A 13,538-nucleotide genomic window follows, 5' to 3' on the forward strand; every position below is an offset into this window, starting at 1 on the left:
AATTTCTTTCCTTATTGCAAGGGGCTGACTAATTTTAAGCTCCTTGTATTTTTTATAAAAAAATTCCCAATAATTATTACTTATCAGGAATTCTTATTTATATTAAATCTTATTTAAAAATTTTTTTAACTATTTTTTCTTTTGTCTCTTTTCAATTACTTTTTGTGCTAAATCTCCCATCAATTCTTCATATCTTACAAGTTTCATTTCAAAATATCCACGACCTTGTGTAATTGCCTTCAATTCATTCGCATATTTGAAAGTTTCAGACATTGGAGCTTCAGCAATAATTTTTTGTTTTGTACCTTTGTGAGCTTCCATTCCTAAAACACGTCCACGCTTTTTATTAATATCCCCCATTATATCCCCAATATATTCTTCTGGAACAATAATCGTAAGTTCCATGATTGGTTCAAGCAATATTGGATTTGCTTCAAGCATCCCTTTTTTGAAAGCTAAATTTGCTGCAATTTTGAATGCTAATTCAGAAGAATCTACATCGTGATAAGAACCATCGTATAAAACAGCCTTTACATTAGTCACTGGATATCCTGCAAGAACTCCTTCTTTTAATGATTCCCTCAATCCTTTTTCAACCGCTGGAATATATGATTTTGGAACACTTCCACCTGTAATTATTTCTTCAAATACAAAATCTTCATTTACATGTGAAAATTTAATTAAAACATCTCCATATTGTCCATGTCCTCCAGATTGTTTCTTGTATTTTCCTTGAACATCTGAAGTTCCTTTAATTGTTTCCCTGTAAGGCACTTTCAATTCCACAGTTTTTATTGTTATTCCAAATTTTGCCTTCAATTTTTCTATAACTGTTGCACAATGAAGTTCTCCTTGTACTCCAAGAACTGTTTGACTTGTTTCAAGATTTCTATGCCAAGTAAATGACGGATCTTCTTCCATCAAACGATTCAATCCAGACGACATTTTTTCATCATCATTTTTATTCAATGGCTCTATTGCCACAAATAATTGCGGTTTTGGAAAAGTTATATCTTTTAATGGCACTTCCTTTTCACTAGTCGAAAGTGTATCAGAAGTTTTCGTACTATTAAATTTTGAAAATACAACAATATCCCCTGCAATCCCCTTTTGAACCTCATCCATTTTATTATTCACAAACGTATTAATTTTCCCAATTTTTTCCTTCGTTTTTCTATTCAAGTTAAAAACTTCCATATCTTGCTTAATTTCGCCAGAATAAATTTTTGCATAAGAAACTTTTCCTAAAAAAGAATCAATTGTTGTTTTAAAAATTTGGCATACAAAACTATTTTTTTCAGGCTGTACTTTTTCATTATCATCAGGCGATGGCAAGAAATCCTTCACTACATCAAAAGTTGTATGAAGTCCAATATTTTTCAAAGTTGAACCGCAAATTACTGGAATTACTGAACAATCAAGCACTCCTTGTCTAAGACCACGATGAATTTCAGCTGTCGTAAATTCAACTCCATTAAAATATTTATCCATTAATTCTTCATCAGTTTCTGCAACTGCTTCCAAAAGCATTTCACGTACAGAATTTATTTCATTATCCATATCAGTTGGCATTTCTACTGTTTTACACTCATTTTTACTCTTATCAAACTCTCTTGCAAACATGTCAACTACATTGATATGTCCTCTAAAATTTTCTCCAGTTCCCCAAGGTACATGAAATGGTGCAATCCGTTTCCCATATTTTTCCCTTAATTGTGAAAGAATTTTTTCATAATCAGCCTTTTCATTATCAATTTTATTCACAAAAATTATTCTCGGAATATTTCTGCTATCAGTCAATTCCAAAGCCGTTTCAGTCCCAACTGTCAAATCTGTAGTTCCATCAACAATAATAATCGCCCCATCAACTGCCGCAAGTCCTGATTCAACTTCTCCAAAAAAATCACCATATCCAGGAATATCCACAAAATTATACTTAGCCCCTTGATATTCCACTGCATGAAGACTCAAAGAACTCGTAATTTTAGTATCATTTTCATTCCCCACAATCCGATTAGTAAGCCCTGCTGTAAACTCCAATCCTTCTACCATATTACTCTTTCCAGATCCACTATGTCCTAGAATTCCAATGTTTCTTATGTTGCTGCTGTCATATATTCTCATAACAGTTCCTCCCTATATATTTCTACTTTTTTATTTATCTTTTTAAAATACCCTATATTAAATTTTAACTTGAAATTTGAAAAAATCAAGTTAATTAAAAAAATTATTAATATACAAAAAAAGCAGTAAAATAATTTTCTGATAAATTTTATTAAGGTTTTTTTTTTAAATTAGTTAATATAAAAATCTTGTTATTTTTTCAAAATATTATGACAAATATAAAAAAATATAGTATAATGTAATGATGATTTAATTTTTTAAGGTTAAAATATTTGAAAAAATAAAAAACAAAATATAGGAGGTCTATTTTTATGGAAAATATGGAATTTGATAATATTGACAGCAATGATTCTGAACGACTGTACCAAATGGGAAAAAATTATTTTGATAACGGTTCTGAAACATTGGCAGAAAAGTATTTAAAGGAAGCTGCTAAATGCGGAAATAGAAATGCAGTTCTTATACTTACAGATATTTATCTAAAACACGACAAATTAAATTTAGCAGAAAAATATTTGAAGAAAATTGCCGATGGCGGAGATTTTCAGCTGCAAGATAAACTTGGAACTGTCTACAAGAGAAAATCTAATTTTGAACTTGCTGAATACTATTACAAGCTGGCTATAAATAACGGCTATCAAAAATCTAGATATAACTTAGGAAATTTATATTACCAATTTAACAAAAAAAATCTTGCAGTAAATTACTTAAAACCTGCTGCTGATGAAAGAGATCAGGAAGCACAAGTTCTACTTGCTAAAATTTTCTATGATAACGGTCAGGTAGATATGGCTCAAGAATATCTATATAAGGCAAAAGACAATGGAGAGGCCTATTACTTGCTTGGAAAGCTGTATGGAGAAAAACAGGATATTGAAACTGCTGAAAAGCATCTTAGAACAGCTGCAGATATTTATGATAATAGAAGAGCTCAGGAAGTTCTTTACAAACTTTATGCCGACAATAATAATTTAACGCTTGAAAAACATTACTTAACATTGCTTGCAGATGAAAATCATCTAGAGTCATTTGTATTGCTTGGAAACATATTTTCTGATGAAAAAAATTATAATCTTGCTTATACAAACTATACTCATTTTTTTGAAGGAAAGAAACGTTCAAATGCAAAAGTTGATATGAAAAAAATTGATGAGGAAAAACTTAAATTTAATTTTGGAAAATGCTGCATAAAATTAGGTAAATTTGAAGAGGCCGAAAGAAATCTGAAAGATAACAGCTATCTAAAAGTTTCAGATAACGTCATTGAAGTTGCGAAACTTTATGAAGAAGCTGAACAGCTGAAAATAGCTATTCAATACTACAAATCAGCTTTGCATGTATAATTTCAATAAAAACTTAAATATGAACATATATCTGAAATAAATATTATGAAACAAGGGGAATTGACCCCTTGTCAGTAAAAGTTAATTTATCAGACAAGTCTATAAATAAAATCTTATAAATAAAAAAATAATTTAGGAGGAAAAAATGGCAACTACAAAAACAAAAATAGGTAATTTTGAATTTGAAAATTGCTTTATGAATGCAGCAGGTGTCTACTGCTACGATAAAAACGAACTTGAACAAGTAATAAATTCCGCAGCTGGAACATTTGTTACTAAAACTGCTACATTGCAATCAAGACCAGGAAATCCTGAACCTAGATATCATGACACGACTCTAGGAAGTATAAATTCAATGGGACTTCCAAATTTAGGATTCGATTATTATTTAGATTATCTATTAGAATTACAAAAATCACATCCAGATAGAACTTTCTTTTTCTCACTTGTTGGAATGTCGACTGAAGATACCCACACATTATTAAAAAAAGTTCAAGAAAGTGATTTTAACGGAATTACAGAACTTAACTTATCTTGTCCAAATGTACCAGGAAAGCCGCAAATTGCCTATGATATGGAAACTACAGAAAATTTACTGGCAGATATTTTCTCATACTTTAAAAAACCACTTGGAGTAAAATTGCCTCCATATTTTGATATAGTTCATTTTGACCAGGCAGCCGCAGTATTTAACAAATTTCCATTGACATTTATAAACTGTGTAAACAGTATTGGAAATGGACTTGTAATTGAAGATGAAAGCGTTGTAATAAAGCCTAAAAATGGATTTGGAGGAATTGGAGGAGAATACATAAAGCCTACAGCTCTTGCCAATGTTCACGCATTTTATAAAAGATTAAATCCATCTATTCAAATTATTGGAACAGGAGGAGTTCTTACAGGGCAGGATGCTTTTGAACATATTTTATGTGGAGCAAGCATGGTTCAGCTTGGAACTACTTTACATAAGGAAGGACCTTCTGCCTTTGAAAGAATAACTAATGAATTAAAGGCTATTATGGATAAAAAGGGATATAAAACTATTGAGGACTTTAAAGGAAAATTGAAATATTTATAATTTTTTAAATTAAAATAATAAAAATAAAACAAAAAATACAAAGCAAGGTGATAAAGAAATGGATAAAATAAGTTTACTTCAAAAAATAATTGATGAAAGTAAAAGAATCGTTTTTTTTGGAGGTGCGGGAGTTTCTACAGAATCAGGAATTCCCGATTTTAGAAGTGCAAATGGAGTTTATAACTTAAAACTGGACAGAAATTTTTCTCCAGAAGAGCTTGTTTCCCACACAATGTACGAAAAATACCCAGAAGAATTTTACGACTTTTACAAAAAACATCTTGTTTATCCAGAAGCAAAACCCAACTTTGCCCATAAATACTTGGCAAAATTAGAAGAAAATGGAAAATTAACGGCTATAGTAACTCAAAATATTGATTGCCTTCACGAAATGGCTGGCAGTAAAAATGTCTTAAAACTGCACGGAACAGTTGATAAAAATACTTGTGTCATTTGTGGCAATAAATATAATTTAGAAGAATTTTTAGAAATCTGCAAAACTAAAAGCATTCCGCATTGTCCAAAATGTAAAGGAACTATAAAGCCAGATGTCACTTTATATGAAGAAGTGCCAGATCCAGACACTTTTAGAAATGCAATAAATGAAATATCAAGAGCTGATACGCTAATTATAGGCGGAACTTCGCTTGTTGTATATCCAGCCGCTTCCTTAGTTCAATACTTTCAAGGAAAAAATCTTGTTTTAATAAATAAATCTAAAACCGAACAGGATCATTTTGCAAATTTAGTTATACATGAAAGTATTGGAGAAGTTTTTAAAAAATTAAAAAAAATAATTTAAGTTAAATAAAAAATATTTGGTGCTAAAAATTTGTTAATTTTTCAAAAAATAAATAGCACCAATTTTATTTTTATTAATCCTAAGACCCATTCAAATGGGAAATAGTATAAAATTACTCAAAACATTAATCTAAATCTTCTCCATTACTTGCAATTACCTTTTTGTACCAGTCAAAAGATTTCTTTTTATAACGATTTAATGAACCAGTTCCATCATCATTTCTGTCTACATAAATATATCCGTATCTTTTACTCATTTGAGCTGTTGATGCAGAAACTAAATCAATACAACCCCAAGAAGTATATCCTAGCACTTCTACTCCGTCTTCAATCGCTTCTCTCACTTGTTCCAAATGTCTTCTCAAATAATCAATTCTATAATCATCTTCAACTGTTGGGCCATTAGGTCCATCAACTAAAACATCTTTTGCTCCAAGTCCGTTTTCTACGATAAATAATGGAATTTGGTATCTGTCATAAAAATCATTCAATACAATTCTAAGTCCAACTGGATCAACTTGCCAACCCCATTCACTTGATTCTAAATATGGATTTTTCAATCCACCTAGCAAGTTACCTTTTCCAACTTGATAATCTTGCGGATTATGTGCTGCAGCAACACTCACATAATACGAGAACGATACAAAATCAACTGGATTTTCAGCTAATAATTTTTCATCACCTTCAGCAAATTCAATATTTATATTATTTTCTTTAAAATATCTTTTCGCATAAGCTGGATATTTCCCTCTTACATGCACATCAGCAAATAAATAATTTTCTCTTTCAAATTCTCTTGCAGCTAATATATCAAGCGGATGTGATGTCATTGGATAAGCTGGCATTGATAAAATCATACATCCTATTTTAAAATCTGGATTAATTTCATGTCCAACTTTTGTGACTAATGCAGAAGCTACTAATTCATTGTGGACAGCTTGGTACAATTCTTGTTTAGTTGGTTTTACTTCTCCATCAGTTGGAATTCCTCCACTTATAAATGGAGCGTGTAAAACAGAATTTATTTCAGTGAACTACTCCCGCTTTTAGAAGCGGGAGCTTCTTGGGAAGTATCTGCTTTTATTAGCCAAATATATTTACCAAGCTCTTCGGGCAGTCCCTGCCCTGTTTTCTTTTATTTTCTTAATATTCCAACATCGCTTTTCCAATGTTTTTTATATTCAGTGCCGCATTGTAATCTCTATCAATTTCAATCCCGCAGCACTCACATTTATAACTTCTTTCTGATAATTCCAGTTTCTCTTTAACATTTCCACATCTACTGCAAGTTTTCGACGATGGAAACCACTTATCTATCTTCAAAAATTGTTTCCCTAAAAACATCAGTTTATACTCAAGCATTCTCAAAAACATTCCCCATCCATTATCTCCTACACTTTTCCCAAAATTTAATGCCTGGCTCATCCCTTTCATATTCAAATCCTCAACAACCACAGCATTATATGTTTCAGACAATTTTTTTGATAATTTATGTAGAAAATCTCTTCGACAATTTTTGATATATTCATGCAATTTTGATATTTTCATTTTTTGTTTATACCAATTTTTAGAAAATCTCACTTTTCTCGATAATGATTTTTGTAATTTTTTCAATTTTTTCTCCAACATCCTAAAATATCTTGGATAATCAGCCCTTTGGTTTTCAGAACTGACAAATAATTCAGACATCGAAAAATCAAGTCCAATCACTTTATCATTACTTGACATTTTTTGAATTTCTTTTTCAAATTCTGTCAAAACAGAAACATAGTAATTTCCATTACTGTTTGTCAATGTTACTGACTTTATCTTGTAATCCTTCGGTATTTCTCTATGATATTTTAATTTAACTTTTTTCAATTTTGGCAAAACCAAATATTTGTTTTCCTCAATTCGTATTGAATTATTCACACAATTTGTCGTGTAACTTTTAACATTATTCTTTTTAGATTTGAATCTTGGAAATTTTGCCCTCTTTTGAAAGAAATTCGTAAACGATCGTTTTACATTCAATTGAGCATTTGAAAGTGCTAGACTGTCTACTTCTTTTAGAAATTGATTTTCACTTTTCAAACTAGCAGGTGTAATTATTTTATTTTTTCCAGTTTCTTCATAAAATTTATTCGCAGTATACAAAATCGTATTGTAAACAAAACGAACACATCCAAAAGTCTTATTTATCAATAATTCCTGATCTTTATTTGGATAAATTCTGTATTTGAATGCCAAATTATATTTCATAAAATTACACCTCCTTTTGATTTTGAATATTATTTTTAATTATTTCTTTAGAGATTTTATCATTAATGACTTTTCTTCGATATTTTATACAAAAATTGTATCATAGGTGTATCCTTTTTTCAATTTTTTTTACAAAAAAAGCAATTCATCTCCCACTTATAGAAAGCCTACGACTTCTTGCTATCTTTTTGTTAAAAATTTTTAAAATTAAAAAATCTTCATAACTTCAAAAGAGAGATGATTATGATCAACCATCTCTCTTCCCAAATTTTACATTACTATTTAATTTCCCAATAATTATATCCTTTTTATCCATTTCTAATTATTGTCCAAACTTTATTTAAACCATTGTTTTCTTTCCTCTTTAATTATATTGTACTCCTAATTTTTTCCAATTACAAGTTTTTTTTAAAATAAAAAAAACAAGTTTATAATAAAAAAATACACCTTCAATACTTTTTATAGCACTTTCAGTGTATTTTTATTTCATTATATTCTATTTTTTATTTTAAATTTAAAGAAATTTATTATTCAACAACAAATAACCATTCTTTAGATAATTCGTGATCTCCATTAATAACTTTTTCATATTCACCTTTTAACAATTCATAGAATTTACCAGGTTTTGGTTCAGCATGGAAGTCTAATTGTCCAATTGGTCTTTGGTCTAATGATTCAGCATAAGTGATTTTCATTGCTGTTCCTGTTACTAACAATTCATCTGCTGTAAATACCATTGATCTGTCAATTTTTCCACGGTTGATTTTGTATCCGTTGTATTCTAATAATTCTAATGCTGATCTTACTGTAATTCCTTCAAGTGCTGCATTTCCTGTATCAGGAATAATTACTTGATCTCTGTAGATTAATACAATATTTGCAACAGAAACTTCTACTACATTTCCTGCATCATCAAACATTAACGCATCATCGTAACCATTTCTTTGAGCGTCACTTGTAGCTAGGAATGAATTGATGTAAGATCCACCTGCTTTTGCTTTAGTTGGGATAGATGAATCGTTATATTTTCTATAAGTTGAACTCATCAATCTTAATCCACCTTTTGTACTTACATAATCTGCAAGTGGCAACATATAAATTGCTAAATCAAAATCAAGTCCTGCTTTTTTAGGTGATAATCTTGGTTCTTTACAGAAAATGAACGGTCTCATATAGAAATCTTCTTTAATATCGTTCTTTTTAACTAATTCAGTTACGATATTTTTGAATTCATCCCATTCCATGAAAAATTCAAAACCTAACATTTTTGAAGCTGTCATAAGTCTTTTATAGTGATCTTCCAATCTAAAAATTGCTACTTTCCCATTTCTGTAGTATCCTCTAACTCCACCGAAACAAGTTGTTCCATATTGTAAACTATGAGTTGCAATACTTACTGTCGCTTTCTCAAATTCTACTATTTCTTTATCGAAATATGCATATTTCATAAATTCAGTTTTACCTGCCATTAAATTTACCTCCATATAATTTCAATGTTCTAATATTTACTATTATATTTTAGCACTTTTTTTAAATTATGTAAAATTTATTTTTTATACATAACTATATATCCAATTTATGCTTTCTGAACTTCCCACGACTAAAGTCGCAGGGTTCTAAAATCTTTAAAATTATATAAGCAACAAGGGGGAATCCCCCTTGCAAATAGTATTTTTTCAGTTATTGTTAAGTTTGGCAAAATTAAACTCCATAAACTTTCATAAGCTCATCCATTTCTTTCTTTTCTTCCATTTCTTGAACTTTTTTCAAAGATAATGCAATAGATTTTCTCTTTTCATTTATATCTGTAATAACAGCCTCAACTTTATCTCCAACTGAGAATTTTTCAGAAATATCCTTCAAAAAGTCCTCTGTCAATTCTCTTTTTGGTACAATTCCATTAAATCTGTCTGTTAATTTAACAAGCGCAAAATTCTCCTGAATTTCCACAATTTCAGTATTTACAATATTTCCCTTTTTATATTTTTCAGTAACTTCCTTCCAAGGCGATTTTTCCAATTGCTTAATACTTCCAGATAATTTTTTCTCAATTTTGTCAATTACGATCACTTTAAATTCAACTTCATCGCCAACTTTGTATTCCTTATGTTCTCTTTTATCCCAAGAAAATTCATTTTTATGGATAAACACTTCTATTCCCTTTTCAAGTTCAACAAAAATTCCATAATCTTGAACATTCATAACTTTTCCCTTATATGATTTATCAAAGTCATAAGTTTCTTCAAGAACATCCCATTTATCATCAAGCAGTGCTTTTGCACTTAAAGTAACTCTATTTTTCTCATCATTAAAGTCAACTACTTTAAATTTAATCAAATCTCCAGCCTTATATTTTGAAGTTAGATTAGATTCTCTCTTATATGACAAGTCAGAAACATGTAAAAGTCCGTCAATATCCTTTTCAAGCGAGATTAATAATCCAAAATCAAATACTTCTGTTATTGGCTTTTCAATAATATCTCCTATATGATATTTTTCCTTTACTGTATTCCAAGGATTTTCTGAAAGTTGTTTTACACTTAATTTAACATTTTTCTTTTCATTTTCAATTTGAATAATTTTTGCAGAAAATTTATCTCCCGCTTTATAATTTTTCAATTCTTTAGATCCATTGTGCCAAGCAAGCTCTGAAACATGTACAAATCCAGAATTCCTATCAACAGTTACAACTATCCCAAAATCAAGAACATCTTTAACAACAGCCTCAACCACATCTCCAACATTATGGCTATTTTCAAATGCAACCCAAGGATCTTCTGATAACTGCTTTATGCTTAACTTTAATCTATTTTTTTCAACATCCTTTTCAATAATTTTAGCAGTTACTTCATCTCCAATTTTATATCTTTCATGCAAATTATCCACTTGATCCCAAGAAACTTCAGAAATATGAACAAATCCGCTTGCAGCCCCTAAATCCAATATAATTCCAAAATCAAATATTTCCTTAACTTTTCCTGTAACTACATCTCCAACATTAACACTTTCAAAATATTTTTCCTCTTCGATTTTTATCAAGTCAATTCTTGAAATAGTTATATTGCTTCTGTTTTTTTCTTTTATAATAAATTTAAATTTTTGTCCTGTATAATCCTTATCTTTCTCAAATCTAGCCAGAGAAAATGGTAAAAATGCCTCATTTTTCCCAATTCTTACAGTATATCCCCCTTTGATTTTCTTAACAATTTCTCCAGTCACAATATCATCAACATTAAATGATGCCAATTCCTTAGCTCTATCTAGCACAAATTTTGAAACAATGATGTTATCCTCATCTTCCCTCAAAACTTTCACTTCAATTTTATCTCCAATTTCAAAGTCTTTAACTTCACTAGCATAAATTCTTCCTTCTTTTTTTGCATTCAAATCAAGAAATCCATAGTCCAATTCTTTTCTTGTAATAATTCCTTCAACTACATCTCCCGATTTTTTTTCCTCAGGTAAATAATCCTCCAATAATGTCTCAAATTCTTTTTCGCTCATTTTGTACTTCAGAACTGCCTAAAATTAGCCAGTCCTTCTCCCTTCTTTATATTTATTCAAAAAATTTATTAATTTCTATTAATTGTCTTAACTCTTCCAGCAATTTAATCTCTTCTTCTGGATTCCCTCCATTTTCTGAAATTGCCCTAAGTCTCAATTTTTCTTCCTTTCCTGCTCCAAGCATCATAACTCCAAATACATTTTTTCCATCAATTTTTTCATTTTCTTCTTTGTTATTTTCTGCCTGTTCATTTTCAAAAACTTTTTCTATTTCCAAAGCCACATCATACTTTTTGGCAATATTCACAATCTGCCCCGATGGCCGTGCATGGACTCCCTGATCGTTTTTTATTTCTACAATAATTTCCTTCATAGCTTTCCTTTCCTGATATTTCCTAGTTTTTATTTGTTTTGTAAATCCCTTCTGCACGTCTTCTAGTAGCAGTTTTAGAATGCCAGGTGTCTTCCAAAATAATTGAATCCTTAAATGGAGTTTTAGAAACTTGCTGTTTCATATAATTTAAAAACATGCATCTGGAAGAATGATGATTATCAAGCGTAACACAAGAAGCAAAGTGTATAGCCACTTCTTCTGGCGTAATCTTCCCTTCCTTTTTCAGGCATTTATTCACATTTGATAAAAGAGAATTAACTCCTTTCCCATTACATCCTCCACATTGAAACATCAAAACTCTCATATCCTGCTCCATAGGATATTTTGAAAATCCACCACTTCTCTCGTAAAATGACTGGCTGCAATGATATCCGCTGCAACGTCTTTTTGCAATTTCACATTGAATTATTACGACCAGCTTAATTTTTGATAAATCCATAACACCACCTCAAAATATATTCGCAACTCTTAAAACCTATTTAAATAATATCATTTATTAGATTAAAAATCAATATTTATCTAATTTTTTTCTGTAAAAATAAAAATTAAATATTAAGTCTATTTCTACTAAACTTCATTTAAAAATGGAAACTATATTTTAATTTGACTCTTTTGCGAGAAATTTATATTTATACTATTCCCCGTTTAAAAAGCAAATATTTATTTTAATTATTTGAAAATAAATATCAGGTTTAATCTGCTAAAAAGATTTACAACATATTCGTTATTCAAATGGAGTTTAGTATTAGTTTAGTTTTAAGACAGTTTTACTATAAAAAGACATAGTATTAGTAATTCTTTTGTATAGTAAAAAAGAGAGACATAATTAAATGCCTCTCCGAAAATTTATATTTTAAACCTTTTATTTTAAAGATTATTGAGTAATAAATCTTACGTTAGTGAAGTCAACGTTTTGGAAGAATAATTCAACTCTTCTGTTATTGTATCTTCCTTCAACTGTGTCATTAGTGTCAGCTGGATTGCTTTCTCCTTGACCAGTGATTGTTCCGTAAGAAATAGAATTTTTCAATCCGTAGTCTCTTAATAATCTAGCTACGTTTTGTGCTCTTGCTACTGATAATTTTTGGTTATAAGCAGCTGATCCAGTTGAATCTGTATGTCCAACGAAATCAATTGATCCACCATCAGCAAATTGGTTAATTACACCTGCGATAGTTCTCAAGTCAGCAGCTTCACCTTCGTTAGGTACTCTACCATCTACTTTAAATCCTCTGATTACACATTTTTTTGTATCAGTTTCACAACTAAATGGTAACACAGCAGTATTTGGTTTAACAATTGGTTCTGGTGCTGGAGCTGGTGCAGGCACTGGAGTTGGTACAGGCACTTCAACTGTTTGAGTTATGATTTTAGGTGATCTGTCATTTTTCAATTGTCCAAATCTATATCCTACTCTAACTCCTACTGAATCATTGTAGTTTCTTGTTCTTTCAACAGAATTTCCTGCTGAATCTACAAATCCTTTAACTTTAACACCTGATCTTTCATAAATAGCTTCTAATGAAACTGGCCCAAATTCAGTACCAATTCCTGCTGCAGTATATAATCCACCTTTAACTTTAGCATCTGCTAAATTTTTAGTTCCGTGAGCGAAGTTATATCCTGCTCTTCCTAATACATATAAAGCATCATTTCCATTGTTTGTTGTGATTAAGTTGAATTTACCTAATGCGTAAACTGGAACACTTCTCATTAATTTAGCTTTGTCATCTTTTCTAATTAATTTTCCAGAATTAGCAGATAATTTGTATTCTGCTCCTAATCCCCATTCAAATTCACCTTGGTTATCAACAATATATTCTAAACCAAGTGTTGGTCCATGTTTAAGTTCATAATCATCACTAAGATCACTTGAACCTGCTTTAAATTTTCTGTAGAAATCATATCCACTTTTAACTTGTACTTCAGATGCTACAGCATTTAAAGCCAATAAAGCTGTTCCTAAAATAACTAATTTTTTCATTTTAATTCCTCCCGAATTTTATTTTTTACTCTAACTTTTTAAATTAGTACTTCTTTCTCCTAATCCTCT

General features: G+C 30.0%; 11 protein-coding genes. 3 read left to right on the forward strand and 8 right to left on the reverse strand.

Annotation, left to right across the window (positions count from 1 at the left end):
* Positions 1-129: 129 nt before the first annotated feature.
* Entirely contained in the window at positions 130-2,124 is a 1,995-nt protein-coding gene (locus HW276_RS09175) for a translation factor GTPase family protein (protein ID WP_178938238.1), read from the reverse strand.
* Positions 2,125-2,435: 311 nt separating this feature from the next.
* Between HW276_RS09175 and HW276_RS09180 the strand changes: the two genes are divergently transcribed.
* From HW276_RS09180 to HW276_RS09190, 3 genes are all read left to right on the forward strand, one after another.
* A complete protein-coding gene (locus HW276_RS09180; RefSeq protein ID WP_178938239.1) occupies positions 2,436-3,467 on the forward strand; it encodes a lipopolysaccharide assembly protein LapB in 1,032 nt (343 codons plus the stop codon).
* Positions 3,468-3,612: 145 nt separating this feature from the next.
* Entirely contained in the window at positions 3,613-4,545 is a 933-nt protein-coding gene (locus HW276_RS09185; protein WP_178938240.1) for a dihydroorotate oxidase, read from the forward strand.
* A 58-nt stretch (positions 4,546-4,603) separates the two neighbouring features.
* Complete coding sequence (locus HW276_RS09190; RefSeq protein ID WP_178938241.1) at positions 4,604-5,347, forward strand: NAD-dependent protein deacylase; 744 nt, start codon at positions 4,604-4,606, stop codon at positions 5,345-5,347.
* Between the two features lie 124 nt (positions 5,348-5,471).
* Here HW276_RS09190 and HW276_RS09195 read toward each other — a convergent pair whose 3' ends face one another.
* From HW276_RS09195 to HW276_RS09225, 7 genes are all read right to left on the reverse strand, one after another.
* A complete protein-coding gene (locus HW276_RS09195) occupies positions 5,472-6,371 on the reverse strand; it encodes a family 1 glycosylhydrolase (protein WP_370464648.1) in 900 nt (299 codons plus the stop codon).
* 118 nt (positions 6,372-6,489) lie between these two features.
* On the reverse strand, positions 6,490-7,587 hold the full coding sequence (locus HW276_RS09200; RefSeq protein ID WP_178938242.1) for an RNA-guided endonuclease TnpB family protein: 1,098 nt from the start codon (positions 7,585-7,587) through the stop codon (positions 6,490-6,492).
* Between the two features lie 527 nt (positions 7,588-8,114).
* A complete protein-coding gene (locus HW276_RS09205) occupies positions 8,115-9,056 on the reverse strand; it encodes an aminotransferase class IV (RefSeq protein WP_178938243.1) in 942 nt (313 codons plus the stop codon).
* A gap of 232 nt (positions 9,057-9,288) precedes the next feature.
* The gene (locus tag HW276_RS09210; RefSeq protein WP_178938244.1) at positions 9,289-11,091 is read right to left on the reverse strand and encodes a S1 RNA-binding domain-containing protein; all 1,803 of its coding nucleotides are present in this window, start codon (positions 11,089-11,091) and stop codon (positions 9,289-9,291) included.
* 52 nt (positions 11,092-11,143) lie between these two features.
* Positions 11,144-11,464 (reverse strand): HPr family phosphocarrier protein, encoded by a 321-nt coding sequence (locus HW276_RS09215; RefSeq protein ID WP_178938245.1) that lies wholly within the window; start codon positions 11,462-11,464, stop codon positions 11,144-11,146.
* A 22-nt stretch (positions 11,465-11,486) separates the two neighbouring features.
* Positions 11,487-11,924: a CGGC domain-containing protein gene (locus HW276_RS09220; RefSeq protein ID WP_010126594.1), complete on the reverse strand. Its 438-nt coding sequence runs from the start codon at positions 11,922-11,924 to the stop codon at positions 11,487-11,489.
* A 435-nt stretch (positions 11,925-12,359) separates the two neighbouring features.
* On the reverse strand, positions 12,360-13,469 hold the full coding sequence (locus tag HW276_RS09225) for an OmpA family protein (protein ID WP_178938246.1): 1,110 nt from the start codon (positions 13,467-13,469) through the stop codon (positions 12,360-12,362).
* Positions 13,470-13,538 lie beyond the last annotated feature (69 nt).

The sequence above is a fragment of the Leptotrichia sp. oral taxon 417 genome, from assembly GCF_013394865.1.
Taxonomy (GTDB): Bacteria; Fusobacteriota; Fusobacteriia; order Fusobacteriales; family Leptotrichiaceae; genus Leptotrichia; species Leptotrichia wadei_A.

Bases quoted from the DNA above. Each gene is read 5' to 3' on its own strand.
- HW276_RS09175 (WP_178938238.1), bottom strand. From the start codon at position 2,124: ATGAGAATATATGACAGCAGCAACATAAGAAACATTGGAATTCTAGGA.
- HW276_RS09180 (WP_178938239.1), top strand. From the start codon at position 2,436: ATGGAAAATATGGAATTTGATAATATTGACAGCAATGATTCTGAACGA.
- HW276_RS09185 (WP_178938240.1), top strand. From the start codon at position 3,613: ATGGCAACTACAAAAACAAAAATAGGTAATTTTGAATTTGAAAATTGC.
- HW276_RS09190 (WP_178938241.1), top strand. From the start codon at position 4,604: ATGGATAAAATAAGTTTACTTCAAAAAATAATTGATGAAAGTAAAAGA.
- HW276_RS09200 (WP_178938242.1), bottom strand. From the start codon at position 7,587: ATGAAATATAATTTGGCATTCAAATACAGAATTTATCCAAATAAAGAT.
- HW276_RS09205 (WP_178938243.1), bottom strand. From the start codon at position 9,056: ATGGCAGGTAAAACTGAATTTATGAAATATGCATATTTCGATAAAGAA.
- HW276_RS09210 (WP_178938244.1), bottom strand. From the start codon at position 11,091: ATGAGCGAAAAAGAATTTGAGACATTATTGGAGGATTATTTACCTGAG.
- HW276_RS09215 (WP_178938245.1), bottom strand. From the start codon at position 11,464: ATGAAGGAAATTATTGTAGAAATAAAAAACGATCAGGGAGTCCATGCA.
- HW276_RS09220 (WP_010126594.1), bottom strand. From the start codon at position 11,924: ATGGATTTATCAAAAATTAAGCTGGTCGTAATAATTCAATGTGAAATT.
- HW276_RS09225 (WP_178938246.1), bottom strand. From the start codon at position 13,469: ATGAAAAAATTAGTTATTTTAGGAACAGCTTTATTGGCTTTAAATGCT.